The organism is Parasphingomonas puruogangriensis, assembly GCF_036663635.1.
Lineage (GTDB): Bacteria > Pseudomonadota > Alphaproteobacteria > Sphingomonadales > Sphingomonadaceae > Sphingomonas.
The window spans coordinates 12885-26489 of the sequence record NZ_JAXOJI010000011.1 but is presented as its reverse complement, the minus strand read 5'-3'; the positions used below and the strand labels follow the sequence as shown (position 1 = coordinate 26489).

The 13605-nt window shown below is 66.3% G+C and carries 14 protein-coding genes; 5 read left to right on the top strand and 9 right to left on the bottom strand.

Features of this window, described 5'->3' with window-relative positions; all coding sequences use genetic code 11:
• Nucleotides 1-220: 220 nt before the first annotated feature.
• The 4 genes from rfbD to rfbA are packed head-to-tail and all read right to left on the bottom strand — an operon-like array spanning nucleotide 221 to nucleotide 3606.
• Nucleotides 221-1108 (bottom strand): dTDP-4-dehydrorhamnose reductase, encoded by an 888-nt coding sequence (gene rfbD / locus U1739_RS19700; protein ID WP_332710313.1) that lies wholly within the window; start codon nucleotides 1106-1108, stop codon nucleotides 221-223.
• Nucleotides 1105-2169, bottom strand: coding sequence for a dTDP-glucose 4,6-dehydratase (gene rfbB / locus U1739_RS19695; RefSeq protein ID WP_332710375.1), 1065 nt, complete (start codon nucleotides 2167-2169; stop codon nucleotides 1105-1107). Before rfbB ends, rfbD begins: the two co-directional genes overlap by 4 nt.
• Before the next feature lie 5 nt (nucleotides 2170-2174).
• On the bottom strand, nucleotides 2175-2735 hold the full coding sequence (gene rfbC / locus U1739_RS19690; RefSeq protein ID WP_332710311.1) for a dTDP-4-dehydrorhamnose 3,5-epimerase: 561 nt from the start codon (nucleotides 2733-2735) through the stop codon (nucleotides 2175-2177).
• A complete protein-coding gene (gene rfbA / locus U1739_RS19685) occupies nucleotides 2728-3606 on the bottom strand; it encodes a glucose-1-phosphate thymidylyltransferase RfbA (protein WP_332710310.1) in 879 nt (292 codons plus the stop codon). Before rfbA ends, rfbC begins: the two co-directional genes overlap by 8 nt.
• Nucleotides 3607-4206: 600 nt before the next feature.
• Here rfbA and U1739_RS19680 point away from each other — a divergent pair.
• The 4 genes from U1739_RS19680 to U1739_RS19665 all read left to right on the top strand — a co-directional run bounded on the left by U1739_RS19680 (nucleotide 4207) and on the right by U1739_RS19665 (nucleotide 8500).
• Entirely contained in the window at nucleotides 4207-6708 is a 2502-nt protein-coding gene (locus tag U1739_RS19680) for a DegT/DnrJ/EryC1/StrS family aminotransferase (protein ID WP_332710309.1), read from the top strand.
• A complete protein-coding gene (locus U1739_RS19675) occupies nucleotides 6705-7754 on the top strand; it encodes a glycosyltransferase family 2 protein (protein ID WP_332710307.1) in 1050 nt (349 codons plus the stop codon). Before U1739_RS19680 ends, U1739_RS19675 begins: the two co-directional genes overlap by 4 nt.
• Nucleotides 7755-7791: 37 nt before the next feature.
• Nucleotides 7792-8259 carry an OsmC family protein gene (locus U1739_RS19670; protein ID WP_332710306.1) on the top strand — a complete coding sequence of 156 codons (468 nt, stop codon included), beginning with the start codon at nucleotides 7792-7794 and terminating at the stop codon, nucleotides 8257-8259.
• Nucleotides 8260-8326: 67 nt separating this feature from the next.
• Nucleotides 8327-8500, top strand: coding sequence for a hypothetical protein (locus U1739_RS19665; protein ID WP_332710305.1), 174 nt, complete (start codon nucleotides 8327-8329; stop codon nucleotides 8498-8500).
• Nucleotides 8501-8656: 156 nt separating this feature from the next.
• Here U1739_RS19665 and U1739_RS19660 read toward each other — a convergent pair whose 3' ends face one another.
• A complete protein-coding gene (locus U1739_RS19660; protein WP_332710304.1) occupies nucleotides 8657-9301 on the bottom strand; it encodes a 2-dehydro-3-deoxy-6-phosphogalactonate aldolase in 645 nt (214 codons plus the stop codon).
• Nucleotides 9298-10176 carry a 2-dehydro-3-deoxygalactonokinase gene (locus U1739_RS19655; RefSeq protein WP_332710303.1) on the bottom strand — a complete coding sequence of 293 codons (879 nt, stop codon included), beginning with the start codon at nucleotides 10174-10176 and terminating at the stop codon, nucleotides 9298-9300. Before U1739_RS19655 ends, U1739_RS19660 begins: the two co-directional genes overlap by 4 nt.
• A 291-nt stretch (nucleotides 10177-10467) precedes the next feature.
• Between U1739_RS19655 and U1739_RS19650 the strand changes: the two genes are divergently transcribed.
• Complete coding sequence (locus U1739_RS19650; protein ID WP_332710302.1) at nucleotides 10468-11070, top strand: opacity protein; 603 nt, start codon at nucleotides 10468-10470, stop codon at nucleotides 11068-11070.
• Nucleotides 11071-11186: 116 nt separating this feature from the next.
• On the opposite strand, the gene U1739_RS19645 is transcribed toward U1739_RS19650, so the two are convergent.
• From U1739_RS19645 to adhP, 3 genes are all read right to left on the bottom strand, one after another.
• Nucleotides 11187-11579: a hypothetical protein gene (locus U1739_RS19645; RefSeq protein WP_332710301.1), complete on the bottom strand. Its 393-nt coding sequence runs from the start codon at nucleotides 11577-11579 to the stop codon at nucleotides 11187-11189.
• 246 nt (nucleotides 11580-11825) lie between these two features.
• The gene (locus tag U1739_RS19640) at nucleotides 11826-12440 is read right to left on the bottom strand and encodes a TetR/AcrR family transcriptional regulator (protein ID WP_332710299.1); all 615 of its coding nucleotides are present in this window, start codon (nucleotides 12438-12440) and stop codon (nucleotides 11826-11828) included.
• A 111-nt stretch (nucleotides 12441-12551) separates the two neighbouring features.
• Nucleotides 12552-13574 carry an alcohol dehydrogenase AdhP gene (adhP, locus tag U1739_RS19635; RefSeq protein ID WP_332710298.1) on the bottom strand — a complete coding sequence of 341 codons (1023 nt, stop codon included), beginning with the start codon at nucleotides 13572-13574 and terminating at the stop codon, nucleotides 12552-12554.
• Between the last annotated feature and the right edge of the window lie 31 nt (nucleotides 13575-13605).

Below are 13605 nucleotides of genomic sequence, written 5' to 3'. Positions count from 1 at the left end.
TTCCTGACTAATCGGGCTATGGCTTAGCTGCCCCAACCATTGCGAATTTGGCGACCAATCCGAATGCCATTCGGTCCATGGAGCAACTCGAAGCCATACATTTTCCCTGCAACACTTCCGATCCGACCCGTGCGAGGCGGCAGGCCTACAGTCATCCCGGCAAGCCCGCAACCCGTCGCCCCCGGCCATCGACCGTTACATCCCGCGCGGCACGCCGCCCCTAGGCGGCTCGTTGCCCGCCGAGATAGTGCTGGACGACGGCCGTCGCGGAACTTTGCCACGGCGGCGGGGCATGGCCAAAGATTCTGGCGAACAGCGTGCAGTCCAGGCGGCTGTCTGCCGGACGTGCCGCCGGCGTGGGATAAGCGGCTGTGTCGATCGCGCGAATCGTGGCATCGGGGCCGCCGGCGGCCGCGCTGGACGCCATGATGTGGCGCGCAAAATCGCACCAAGTGGTGCTGCCGGTGCCGGCGAAATGCGCCAGCGAGACGGGGAAGCGGCCGGAATCGAGGCGCACGGCCAGCGCCGCGAACACGCCGTCCGCGAGGTCCAGCGCCGAGGTCGGGTTGCCGACCTGATCAGCGACGACGTCGATCGCATCGCGCGTTTCGGCCAGACGCAGCATCGTCAGCAGGAAATTCTTGCCAAATGGGCTGTACACCCAGGCAGTGCGCAGGATCAGGTGATCGTCCCCGGCCGCCTGCACGGCCTGTTCGCCGGCCAGTTTCGACGCGCCATAGACGTTGGGCGGCGCGGTCGGCGAGTCTTCGCGGTACGGCGCGCCGGTCTGCCCGTTGAACACGTAATCGGTCGAGATATGCACCAGCGGCAGGCTGCGCACCGCGGCGATTTGGGCGATCACGCCCGGCGCGGTGGCGTTGACGGCAAAGGCATCGGCGACTGCCTGCTCGGCCGCATCGACCGCGGTATACGCGGCAGCGTTGACCAAGGCATCCGGCGCGATGCGATCGATCATGGCGGCCAGCGTTTCCGGTTGCGCCATGTCGAAATCGGGCCGCATCGCGCGGTGGATCTTGATACCGTCGCCAGCGCGCGCGATCAGGCTCTGGACCAATTGGCCACTACCGCCGGTGACCAGCAGCTTCATTTCGCCGCCTGTCCCAGTCGTTCGCCGGCATAACGCTCGGCGCGTAGCGGCTGCCACCACCAGTCATTGGCAAGATACCAATCGACCGTCTTGGCCAAGCCGGTATCAAAGCTTTCTTGCGCCTGCCAGCCGAGCTCGCGCTCGATTTTGCTCGGATCGATCGCATAGCGCCGATCATGGCCAGGCCGATCGGACACGAACACGATTTGCGCGCGGTACGATGTGCCATCGGCGCGCGGCCGCGCACGATCGAGCGTATCGCAAATCGCCTCGACCACCTGCAGATTGGTGCGCTCGGCGCGGCCTCCGATATTGTAGCTTTCGCCGATCGCGCCCTTGGTCGCGACCAATTCGAGCGCACGGGCGTGATCGTCGACGAACAGCCAATCGCGCACGTTGTTGCCCGCGCCGTAGATCGGCAGCGACTGCCCATCGAGCGCGTTGAGGATGACCAACGGAATGAGCTTTTCCGGGAAGTGGAACGGCCCGTAATTGTTCGAGCAGTTCGACAGCACGACCGGCAGGCCATACGTTTCATGCCACGCACGGACCAGATGGTCCGATGCCGCCTTGGATGCCGAATAAGGCGAAGACGGCGCATAAGGCGTGGTTTCGGTGAACACGCCGCTGTCGAACGGCAGATCGCCGAATACTTCGTCGGTGGAGATATGGTGGAAGCGGAAGCCGGCGCGCTTTTCGCCCACGAGCGTGCGGAAATAATCGAGTGCTGCCGACAGCAAGCGGAACGTGCCGACGACATTGGTCTCGATGAACGCGCCCGGGCCGTCGATCGAGCGATCGACATGGCTTTCCGCCGCCAGATGCATGACGATATCGATATCGTGCGCCCGGAGCACGGCGCCCACCGCCTCGGCATCGAGGATGTCGACGTGCGCGAAAAAATAGTGTTCATCATGCTCGACGGCGCGCAACGACGCGAGGTTGCCGGCATAGGTCAGGCTATCGAGATTGACCACGCGCGCGCGCTTGTTAGCGACGAGATGGCGGCATACGGCCGAGCCGATAAAGCCCGCGCCGCCGGTGACCAGGATGTTGGGCATGCGAGTCATTGCGGCGTCTCCCCGATATCGGCATCGGCGAGCAATGGCGCCGCGCGATCCTTGTCGGCGAGCATGACCTCGCCGACCGCCGGCCAGTCGATCCCGATCGCCGGGTCGTTCCAAGCAATGGCGCGCTCGTGCGCCGGCGAATAGCGGCCGTCGACCTTATAAACGACCTCGGTATCGGGTTCGAGCGTCATATAGCCATGGGCAAAGCCGCGGGGCACGAGGATCTGGTTGCCCTGCTCCGCCGTGAGCGTCAGGCCGACCCACTTGCCGAAATCTGGCGAGCCAGCGCGAATATCGACCGCGACATCGAACACCGAACCCCGCACCACCCGCACCATTTTCGCCTGCGCGAACGGATGTTGCTGGAAATGCAGCCCGCGGACCACGCCGGCCTGGGCGGAATAGGCATGATTGTCCTGGATCCAGACGTGATCCAGCCCAGCCTCGGCAAACGCCGCCACATTCCATGTCTCGGTGAACCAGCCCCGCGGATCGCCAAAGCGACGTGCGGTAAGCTCGGCAACACCCTCGAGCCCAAGCGGGCGAACCTCAACCATCGACGATCTCCGAGACCCGCCGGCGTAAATAGGTGGCATACGGAGTCTTGCCCAGACGGTCGGCGCAGGCGATCGCCGCCGCGGCATCGATGAAGCCCCGTTCGAGCGCGATCTCCTCGAGGCACATGATCTTGTACCCCTGGCGATGTTCTATCGTGCGCACGAACGACGATGCATCATGCAAACTGTCGTGCGTGCCGGTGTCGAGCCAGGCATAGCCGCGACCGAGCCGCTCGACATGCAGATCGCCGCGTTCGAGATAGGCATTGTTGATGTCGGTGATTTCCAGCTCGCCGCGCGGCGATGGCTGCACTTTGGCGGCGATATCCAACACGTCGTTGTCGTAGAAATACAGCCCGGTAACCGCCCAGTTCGATTTGGGCCGGGTGGGCTTTTCCTCGATCGAGGTCGCGCGGCCGTCGCGGTTGAACGCGACCACGCCGTAACGCTCGGGATCCTCGACCGAATAGGCGAACACGGTGGCGCCGGAAGGCCGTTCCGCCGCGCGCTGGAACTTTTCGGGCAAGGCGGCGCCGTGAAAGATATTATCACCGAGCACCAAGGCCACGCTGTCGGTGCCGACGAACTCGCGTCCGATCAGGAACGCCTCGGCCAGCCCGCGAGGCTCATCCTGCACGGCATAGCTCAGCTTGAGCCCTAGCGTGCTGCCATCGCCAAGCAGGGCTTCGAACGAGGGCAGATCGCGCGGAGTGGAGATGATGAGGATCTCGCGAATATCCGACAACATCAGCACGCCGAGCGGATAGTAGATCATCGGTTTGTCGTAGATCGGCAACAATTGCTTCGAAATCGCCAGGGTGGCGGGATACAGACGCGTACCCGAGCCGCCCGCCAGAATGATACCTTTCACACTTCCTCCACCGTACAAACTGCCGAGACTGGCAAACGCCCGACGCTAAATTCCCGCCATGGCGGCATCCGCACCGGCATGTGCGCCAGCCCTATAGCCCAGCAACTACCCGCTGCATTGTGAAAATCGCCGTGCCGTCGCCAAAGCGATATTCCTCCAACGCCGGATAGAATTCTTCCCGCGCCTAGCGCGAAGTCGGGGCGTTGGGCAATGACTTCGCGGAGGGACTTGGCGGCAAGCGACCCGCCGTCCACGCCGCGGGCCAGCCGTTCGCTTCGCCCGTATCGACAGATGGCGCCCATGCCTCGCATTCGCCTGTCTCGGAACTTTCGCCGTAAGCAAGTTGCCGACTAACAAATCGCCTGCGCTAGCAACTCCATTACCCAAGCGGCACAGTATCAAATGGCTAAGGTCCGGCAGCGATCGACATGTATCGTTCAACTTGTCCGACACGTCCCAGCGGAATTTTAATAGAAGCTATTCTCTGCAAGAATTGCTTTCTATCAACTTATTCAAGGCCCTGATCAGCACCCCTTATTAATAAGTGGCACCGTGCGCCCGCTAACCTTTTTTTAGCGCGCGCAGTGCACATTGGCGGTCATGCGTTATCCCCTTATCGTCCCCAACCCGCCGCGCCTCAGCGAGCATGCCGATGCGCTGCGGCGGATCGAGGCGTCCGGGGTGTTCAGCAATAACGGCGCCGAGATTCAGGCGTTCGAGCGCGACGTGACGGACGCCCTATTCGGCGGGCATGGCGCGAGCTTGGCGGTGGCCAATGCGACGCTCGGGCTGATGGTGGCGATCCGGCACGCCGCGCGCACCGTGTCGCGCCCGGCTGGGCTGGCGCTGATGCCGGCGCTGACATTTGCCGCAACGGGTCAGGCGGCATTGTGGGCCGGCCTGACGCCGCTGATCTGCGATATCGATCCGGGCGATTGGGGCGCCTGCGCGCGCGCCGAGGAACGGCTGTTGCACCAACATGGCGCGCAAATCGCCTGTCTGGTGCCCTATGCAACGTTCGGCAATGCGATCGATCTCGACCGCTATGCCTGGTTGCAGCGCCGTCACGATATCGGCGTGGTGATCGACGCCGCTTCCTCGCTCGGCACGATCGACGGCGCCGGGCTTGGCTTTGGCCAGCAGGCGCCGTTCGCGGTGGTCTATTCGATGCACGCGACCAAGACCTTCGCAGTGGCCGAGGGTGGGCTGGTGCATAGCGGCGACACCGGCATGATCGCGACGCTGCGCGCGATGATCAATTTCGGCTTCGACGGCAGCCGCAGCGCGACCCTGCCCGGGCTCAACGCCAAGCTGCCCGAGATCACCGCGGTGCTGGCGCAAGCCAAGCTGGCCGAGATCGAGACGATCTGCGATGCGCGGTCGGCCATAGAAGCAGCCTATCGCGCCGGCCTGCGCGCCGACGCATGCCAGGCCGTGCAGGGCCGCCGCCGTGCGATGCAGTTCATGCCGGTGCTGCTCCCGCCGACGCTGGCGGCACGGCGGGAGGCGATCGCCGCGCGGCTCGCCGCACAGGGCGTCGGCACCGGCCGCTATTTCAGCCCGCATCTGGGCGAACAGCCCTTGTTCCAGGCCGAGGCGATGATCGAGCCCACCCCGGTTGCCGACGACGTCGCCGCGCGCCTGATGTCCTTGCCGATCACCGATGCGATGAGTCCGGCCGACGCCAGCACGATCGCCAGCCTGTTCACCGCGGCTTGCACCGCCGAAACGGCGCGCGCGCCCGCCACGGCCCGCGCCCGCCCGATCGCCGAGACGCTGATCGTCGGCGGCGGCCCGGCCGGCACGGCCTTGCTCACCGCGGCAAGTAAGCGAGGACAGTTGGCCGATTTTGCCCGCGGCCTGGTGATGGTCGAGCGGGACGACGGCATCGGCGGCGGCCGGCTTGGCGGCTATGCCATCACTTCCGATAGCACGGCGATCACCTTCCTGAGCGCGGTGAAGGACAATCCCTATGCCGAGTTGGCGCAAGTCGCCGATCATCCCGCCGGCCGCGCTGTGGCGCGCTATACCGATGCGCTGGGCGTTCCCTTAGTCGAGGCCGGCCCACTGCTGCGCGCCACCGGCGACCGGCTGGGCGATCTCGTCCGCGCCAATGGCGGCACGATCCTGACCGGGCATGAGGCGCTCGGCACCCGCCGTACGCCGGCCGGCCTGTGGTCGACGCGGCTGCGGCGATGCCGCGACGGCGCGGAAGTCGAGCAACTCTCGCATGACGTGGTGATCGCCACCGGCGGGCATCAGCCACTCGACCGGCTCAGCACGCAGCTTGTCGCGGGCGAATCATTGCTTGCCCAGGCCGGCGGTAAATTGCTCCAGTCGGACGACGTGCTCGCGCTCGGCGGCTATGCCAAGCTCGCCGACCTGCTGGCGGGGAAGCGCAATCCCAAGATCGTGGTGATCGGCGGCTCGACCAGCGCGCTGACCACGATCGCATTGATCCTCAAACAGACCCCTGCCCTGCCATTCGGCGCCGGCGGCATCACGCTGCTCCATCGCCGTCCCTTGCGCCCCTTCTACCCCTCGGTCGAAGCGGCTGCGGCCGAAGGGTTCAGCGATTTCGATGCGCAGGACATCTGCCCGGTCAGCGGCTTCGTCTACCGCCTGGCCGGTTTCCGGCTCGAGGCGCGCGATCTCGTGCTGCGAATGCTTGGCGTGGATGGCCGCGTGCCCGACCCGCGGCTGCACACGCACCATATCGCGGGCCCCGACGATGCCGCGGCCCGCGCCTATCTGGCCGATGCCGATATGGTCATCGCGGCGCTCGGCTATCGCCCGCACGCACTGCCGGTGCGGGGCATCCGCGGCAAGCCGATCACGCTCGCCGCGGCGAAGGGCCGGCCGATGGTCGACCAGCACTGTCGCGTGGTCGATGCGCAGGATGCGCCGATCTCGGGGCTGTACGGCATCGGGCTGGCCGCCGGCTTCGTGCCATGGGGTGCGCTGGGCGGCGAGGCGAGCTTTTCCGGCCAGGCCAACGGGCTGTGGCTGTGGCAGAATGCGGTCGGCCAAATGATCGTCGATCAGATTCTCGACCGGCAAAACGCCGATAGCGCCGCGCCACGGCGCCAGGCTGCGGGATGACCACGCCCGTCGTCAGCGTGATCATGGCGGCGTATAACGGCGCCGCCTTCCTGCCCGAGACGATCGCCAGCCTGCAAGCGCAGACCTTCGCCGACTTCGAAGTCCTGATCGTCGATGATTGCTCGACCGACGACACGCGCAACGTGCTCCGCGCGATCCAGGATCCGCGCTTCCGCATCATCGAAAGTCCGGTCAACCAGGGCCCGGTGCGCACGCGCAACTGCGCGGTGACGCACGCGCGCGGCCGCTATCTTGCCGGGCTCGACCAGGACGATCTGTGCCTGCCCGAACGATTCGCCGCCCAGGTCGCCTATCTCGAGGCGCATCCCGATACCGTCGTGCTCGGTACCGCGGCGGCCTATCTCGACGATGGCGTGGTCAGCCCGCCTACGCGCACCGGCCATACCACGCCGGCGCTGATCGAATGGCTGATGCTGATCGAAAATCCCCTGGTCTGGTCGTCGGTAATGGTGCGCGCCGCGGCGGCGAGCGACCCGTTCACGGATCCCCAGCGGCTCTATGCCGAGGATTTCGATCTCTATCACCGCATGGCGCGCCAGGGCCGGGTGGCGCGGCTCGATACGCCGCTGGTCGTCTATCGCCGGCACGCGGGCGGCGCCTCGCAACGTTATGCCGACACGATGTGCGCCAGTGCCGCCATCGTGCTGGCGGACGCCTATCGCGCGCCGTTCGGCGATGAGGCGCAAGAGATGGCGGATCTGATCGTCCGCCACATGATGCATGACGTGCCGGTTCCAGACGGCGCGACTTTGCTGCGGCTGGGCCAGGCACTGGCGCGGCTGCAGGCGCACTTTTTCGAGACGCACGACGTGGATATCGAAAGCCGGCGGCTGATCCGCTGGGAAACCGCGCGTCGCTGGGGGCTGGCCAGCCGCTATGCGCTGCGCCGTGGCACGATCGGGCTGCAGGATGCGGTCGCGGCGCGGCCCGACCATCTCGGGCTCGGCCATAATGGGTTCGACGATCTCGTCATGTCGCGCCTGCTCGGCCGCGCGCGCGTCGCCCGGCGGCGCTATCGGCGCTGATCTTGACGCCCCCCGGCCGGTGGCGGAAAACGCAGCCATGGCACAGCATGACTATACCAGCCGGATCGAATGGACCGGCAATCGCGGCGATGGCACGCGCAGCTATCGCAGCTATGACCGCAGCTGGACCGTCGCCACGCCGGGCAAGCCGCCGATCGCCTGCTCGAACGATCCGCTGCTGGGTGGCGATCCGACGCTGCACAATCCCGAGGATCTGCTGCTGGCCAGCCTCGCGGCCTGCCACATGCTGTGGTATCTTCATTATGCCAGCGTCGCCGGTATCGTCGTCATGGCGTATCGCGACGTTCCGATCGGCATCGGCGAGAGCATGGCGGATGGCGCCGGCCGGTTTCTTGGCGCCACGCTCAGGCCGCATATCGTGCTGGCCGCCGGCACCGATCAGGCTGGGGCGGACGCGTTGCATGACGATATCCACCGCGTTTGCTTCATCGCTCGCTCCGTCAGCTTTCCGGTGAGCTATGCCGCAAGCTATGCGCATCAATGAGGCCGGCCGGCGCCACGAACCGATTGCGGGCTGACGCGTTCAGCCGGCACAATTGCTAGGAACGAGCATGTCCATCGACGAGCAGATGATCGATACGCCCGACGGCCCGATGACCTGGGCCGAATGGAAGAAGAAGCATCCGGTGCAGGTGCCGTCGCGCCGCACCAAGGGCAAGGACCTACCGGTCAAGGTGAAGATGTTCACCGAGGACCCAAAGCCGACTAAGCCTAAGAAGGCCTGAGCCTCCCCTTCCCATTTTACGTTCCCAGCCTCGCTCCCCGGCGAAGGCCGGGGCCCAGTCGCGCCACGTTGGTATTCGAGCGCTGCGCAACGTACCCTGTACCATCGCGCCTGGGCCCTGCCCTTCGCCGGAGAACGCCTGAGGACAAGGGATTGGCTACGCCGGCGTCGCGATCCGCTTCAGCGACGCCACGAAATCGGCCGCCCTCTTGCCAACCTCGTCGGCCGACATGCCGGCGGCATACAGCGCGCCGCCGAGCCCAAACCCGGCCGCGCCGGCGGCCAGCCACGGCGCCATCGTCTGCGGCGCGATCCCGCCGACCGGCAACATCCGCACCGTCTTGGGCAGCACCGCGCGCATCGCCTTCAACACGCCCGGGCTGGCGGCCTCGGCCGGGAACAGTTTCAGCGCGGCAGCGCCCGCCTCGAGCGCGGCGAATGCCTCGGTCGGCGTGGCGATGCCCGGCAGCGACACCAGCCCGCGCCCCGCCGCCTCGGCGATCACCGCGGTGTTGGCGTTGGGCGAGATGATCAGCGTGCCCCCCGCCGCCTCGACGCGGGCGACGTCCTCGACCTGCAAGACCGTCCCCGCGCCCACCACCGCGCGACCCGCGACCGCCTTGGCCAGCCGCGCAATGCCCTCGAACGGCTCGGGCGAATTGAGCGGCACTTCGATGATCGTGAAACCGGCACCGACCAGCGCCTCGCCGACGCCCACAACCTCATCCGGGCGCACGCCGCGCAGGATGGCGATCAGCGGCAGTTGCGCAAAGGCGGCGTCGAAGGCGGCGAGATGGGTCATGCGGAAAGCTCCCGAAGGCGTGTGATGCCGGCGACGAAGGCGCCGTGACTGTCGATGATCGTGGCAGTGCCGCCGAGCGCGGTTACGGCGGCGGCGTAGAGCGCGCCGAGCCCGGGATCGGCGAGGATATGGACGGCCTGCCCGGTATGCTCGGCCAGCCGCGCCGCGACATCGCTGCCGATCAGCACGCCGCTGGCGTAGGACGCCGCATCGGCGTCGTCCCGCAGGCCGAGCACGCCGCTGGCGCGGATACCGAACAGGCTGGCGGCGAGATCGCGCTTCGCGCCTTCCGTCACGCCATCCTGGAACGCAGCACCGTCGGTCACTGCGCCGCCGAGCTGCCGGGCAAGCAGCCCGCCACCGCGCAACAAGGCGAACAATTCGCCGGTCATCGCGGTCACGAAACTGGTGATCCGCGTGTCTTCGAGCAACGCCCATTTGCAATGCGTGCCCGGCTGGCACAGCAAGGCGGTGTCCGGCGTCATTCCCGCTGCGGCGGCGCCGAGCAACTGTACTTCCTCGCCGCGCATTACATCGGCGCGCGCGCCAGCGCGGTAGACCAGCCCCGGCACGATCGCCGTGCGATCGTCGATCCATGCCAGTGCCCCGGCCAGCGCATCAAGCCCGGCGGGTGCTGCGACATATGGCACGTCGCGCCAGCCGATCGTCGATCCGACCATCCCGGCCAGCAGCATCGGCAGATCGCCGAGCCGGGCCCGGATGCCGGCGACCTCTGCGGGATATTCGGCTTGGGCCACCGCTGCGGCGCCACGCGTATCGCGTTCGGTCTGCATGACGACGCCATTATCGATCACGAAGGCGCGGCGATTGGTGGTGCCCCAGTCGACCGCGATGAAAGGGCTGCTTGCCGGCACGTGCGCACTCCATTCAGGGCGTCGCCGGCCCGGGCCTAGACGACCCTGATCACAGCGATGCCGCGCTGTTTATACCACCCGCCCCGGCTGTCCAGCACGCAGCGATGGCGCATTTCAACGTTTCGTTCATCGCAGCGACAGAAACAGTTGCTGCATTGCAACACAAATTAATTAGCCCGGCCGAGGGAACCAAAAAGGGCAACTAAGTCGAGCGGCAGCTGTTCTACGGGCCTCGGTCGCTCGACCCCATAGCGGGGACGACCGTCTGATTACCAAGGAATGAGGTTTATTATGCGTATGTTTTCCCTCGCGGCTGCCGTTGCAGCCGTGACCCTGGCCGTTCCCGCGTTCGCGCAGGATGCCTCGATCGACACGACCGAAGCAACCGCGCCCGACGGCACCAAGGCGTTCGGCATCGAACCCTATGTCGGCGTGATGGGCACGTGGCAGTCGTTCGACAGCGAGCAGAACAAGGCTGGCATCCCGCAGCTCGCCAACGGCAAGCGTCTCGACGGCTGGGAAGTGACCGGCGTGGCCGGCGTCAACGTGCCGCTCGGCCCAGTGTTCGTCGGCGCCGAAGGTAACGTCGCCAAGGGCGTTTCGGGCGATATCGATTGGGAATATGGCGCAGCAGGCCGGTTCGGTTTCCGCGCTGGCGATAGCGGCATGATCTACGGCAAGGTCGGCTATCAGTGGGTCAATTTCGACCGCTTTGGCAAGAACAGCCCGGATTACGACGCCATGACCTACGGCATCGGCTTCGAAGTCGGCCCGAAGGATATCGGCCTCGGCGGCGTCACCGGCAATGCCGGCGTGCGTCTGCGCGGCGAAATGAGCACCTTCGGCAGCGCGCACTCGCTGCGTCCGTCGCTCGGCATCGTCACGCACTTCTAATCTAACGAGAAAGGGGCAGGCCGGGTTCTCCCGGCCTGCCCCTTTTTTGGCTGCGGCAGACGAACCGATCTATGTCGCAGGTGGCGTCTTCGCCCTACGATCCGTACCGGCAGCTATTAGGCCCAGCGGCCTTTCGACCCGATGCGCTGCCCGGTAATGCTGGTGACCAGCGTCTCGATCTGCGCCTCGGCAAAACCGGCGGCGATGAAGCGGTTGATCTCCGTCATCGGCAGCGCAAAGCCGCGGCGCCAGGCATGGACCGACAACCGCCGCAATGCTTCCAGCTTGGGATCGGCCAGGCGCGATGCCGTGCTGAGCCCGAACACGCCACCCAGCGCGCGCGATAGCCGGCCGGGCGTGGCCAGGCTGGCCAACGTATCGTTCTTGGCCAGCGCGATCACGCTCCATTCCAGCGCGGTGAAGCCGGGCAGCGGCGTGGCCGCCGTGGCGCGTTCGGTGCGGCTGCGGGCCGGCGCCGGAAACATATTGTCGAGATCCAGATAAGCCATCGGACGTTCCCTTCGTAGAACGGCAGGCGATCGATCGGACGCCCGCACGCGCGAGCCCCCTCCCAACCGGGAAGCGTAGTCGGCCACGATCGGCGGGTGCGCCGCACCTGCCGTCGATACCGGATAAATATGTGGGGAGACGGGCTGGCCCGGCTTCCATACCAGGCGGTATATTAAGCGCCGGGCGGGCCGTCAACAGCTTTCTATAACGCTCGGTATTTTAGTCGGCGACAAATGCACGCCAGCCTATTTGGTCGGCCATACCGCCATGGTAGTGGCGACCAATTGCTGCAGTTCCTCGCATGTCGCGCCGGAGCCGCCCTGCAGCGCCAGCCCCTGCATCAGTGTGATGAGATATTTGACCAACGCCGCGGCCTCCATACCCTCGGGCAATTCGCCGGCCGCCTTGGCCTGTTCGAAGCGCGCCACCAGGGCCGCTTCCGAGGAGGCGCGGCGTTTGACCACTTCGGCCTTGATCGGCTCGGCTTCGGCACCGCAGGCGACGCTGCTGATCACGCCGAGACAGCCCTTGGGATCGCAAGTGCTCATCTGCATCTGCAGCGCGCCCTCGAACAGCCGCTCGGCCACGCCGCGGGCGGTCGGCGCTTCCAACGCCGCGCCCATATAGGCCAGCTTCTCGCGCTCGTAGAGATCGAGCGCCTTGTGGAACAAGGCTTCCTTATTGCCGAAGGCGGCGTACAGGCTGGGCTTGGTGATGCCCATCGCCGCGGTCAGGTCGCTCATCGACGCGGCTTCATAGCCATGTTGCCAGAAGACGCGCAACGCCGCCGCCAGCGCATCGTCGAGATCGAATTCGCGCGGCCGACCTTTGGTGGCAATGGGTGAGCAAACCGTATTCATACCAAGCGGTATATAGGAAGAAAACCCGCGCGGTCCAATGGGTAAGCCGGCAGTGGACGCGAGCGGCGCGGCGCGCGCGACGTCACGGTCGAATGGCCGCGCCGTTTGGCGTCAGGGGCGCAGGACGATCCGGCCATCGACCTTGCCCTGCCGCAGTCGATCGAGCACGGCGTTGACCTGATCGAGCGGCTCGACCGTCACGGTCGCGCGCACCTTGCCCTCGGCGGCGAAGGCCAATGCCTCGGCCAGGTCGCGGCGCGTGCCGACGATCGACCCGCGCACGGTGATGCGCTTGAGCACGACGTCGAAGATCGGCGTCGGAAACGCGCCCGCCGGCAGCCCGACCAGCGCCACTGTGCCACGCCGGCGGGCGCAGGCAATCGCCTGGCCGAACGCGGCCGGGGACACCGCCGTGACCAGTACGCCATGCGCGCCGCCCCCGGTCGCCGCGATCACCTTGGCCGCGGCGTCCTCGGTAGCGCAATTCGCCGTGACGTCGGCCCCCAGGCTGCGCGCGAGCGCCAACTTGTTTTCCGCGACATCCAGCGCGGCGACATGCAGGCCCATCGCCTTGGCATATTGGATGGCGACATGGCCCAGGCCACCAATGCCGGAGATCACCACCCATTCGCCAGCGCGGGCCTCGGTTTCCTTCAACCCCTTATAGGTGGTGACGCCCGCGCACAGGATCGGCGCCAGCGCGACGAAGTCGGGATTGGCGGGCAGATGGCCGACATAGGCGGCGTTGGCGATGGCATATTCGGCATAGGTGCCGTTGACGCTGTAGCCGCTATTGTTCTGGCGTTCGCACAACGTTTCCCAGCCGCTCCGGCAATATTCGCACTGGCCGCAGGCGTCGTGCAACCAGGGGATCCCGACAGCGTCGCCTTCTTTCAGATCGGTCACGCCGCTGCCGACCGCCGCGACATAGCCGACGCCCTCATGGCCGGGGATGAGCGGCATGATCGGAGCAACCGGCCAATCCCCGTCGATCGCGTGGATATCGGTATGGCACACGCCGGTCGCCTCGATCTTGACCAGCACCTCGCCCGGGCCGGGCGCGGGGATGGGCACGTCCTCGATCGACAGAGGCTGACGGAATTCCCGCGCCACGGCGGCTTTCATCATGGACATTGGCCGGATTTCTATGGTGCATCGGTAGCAA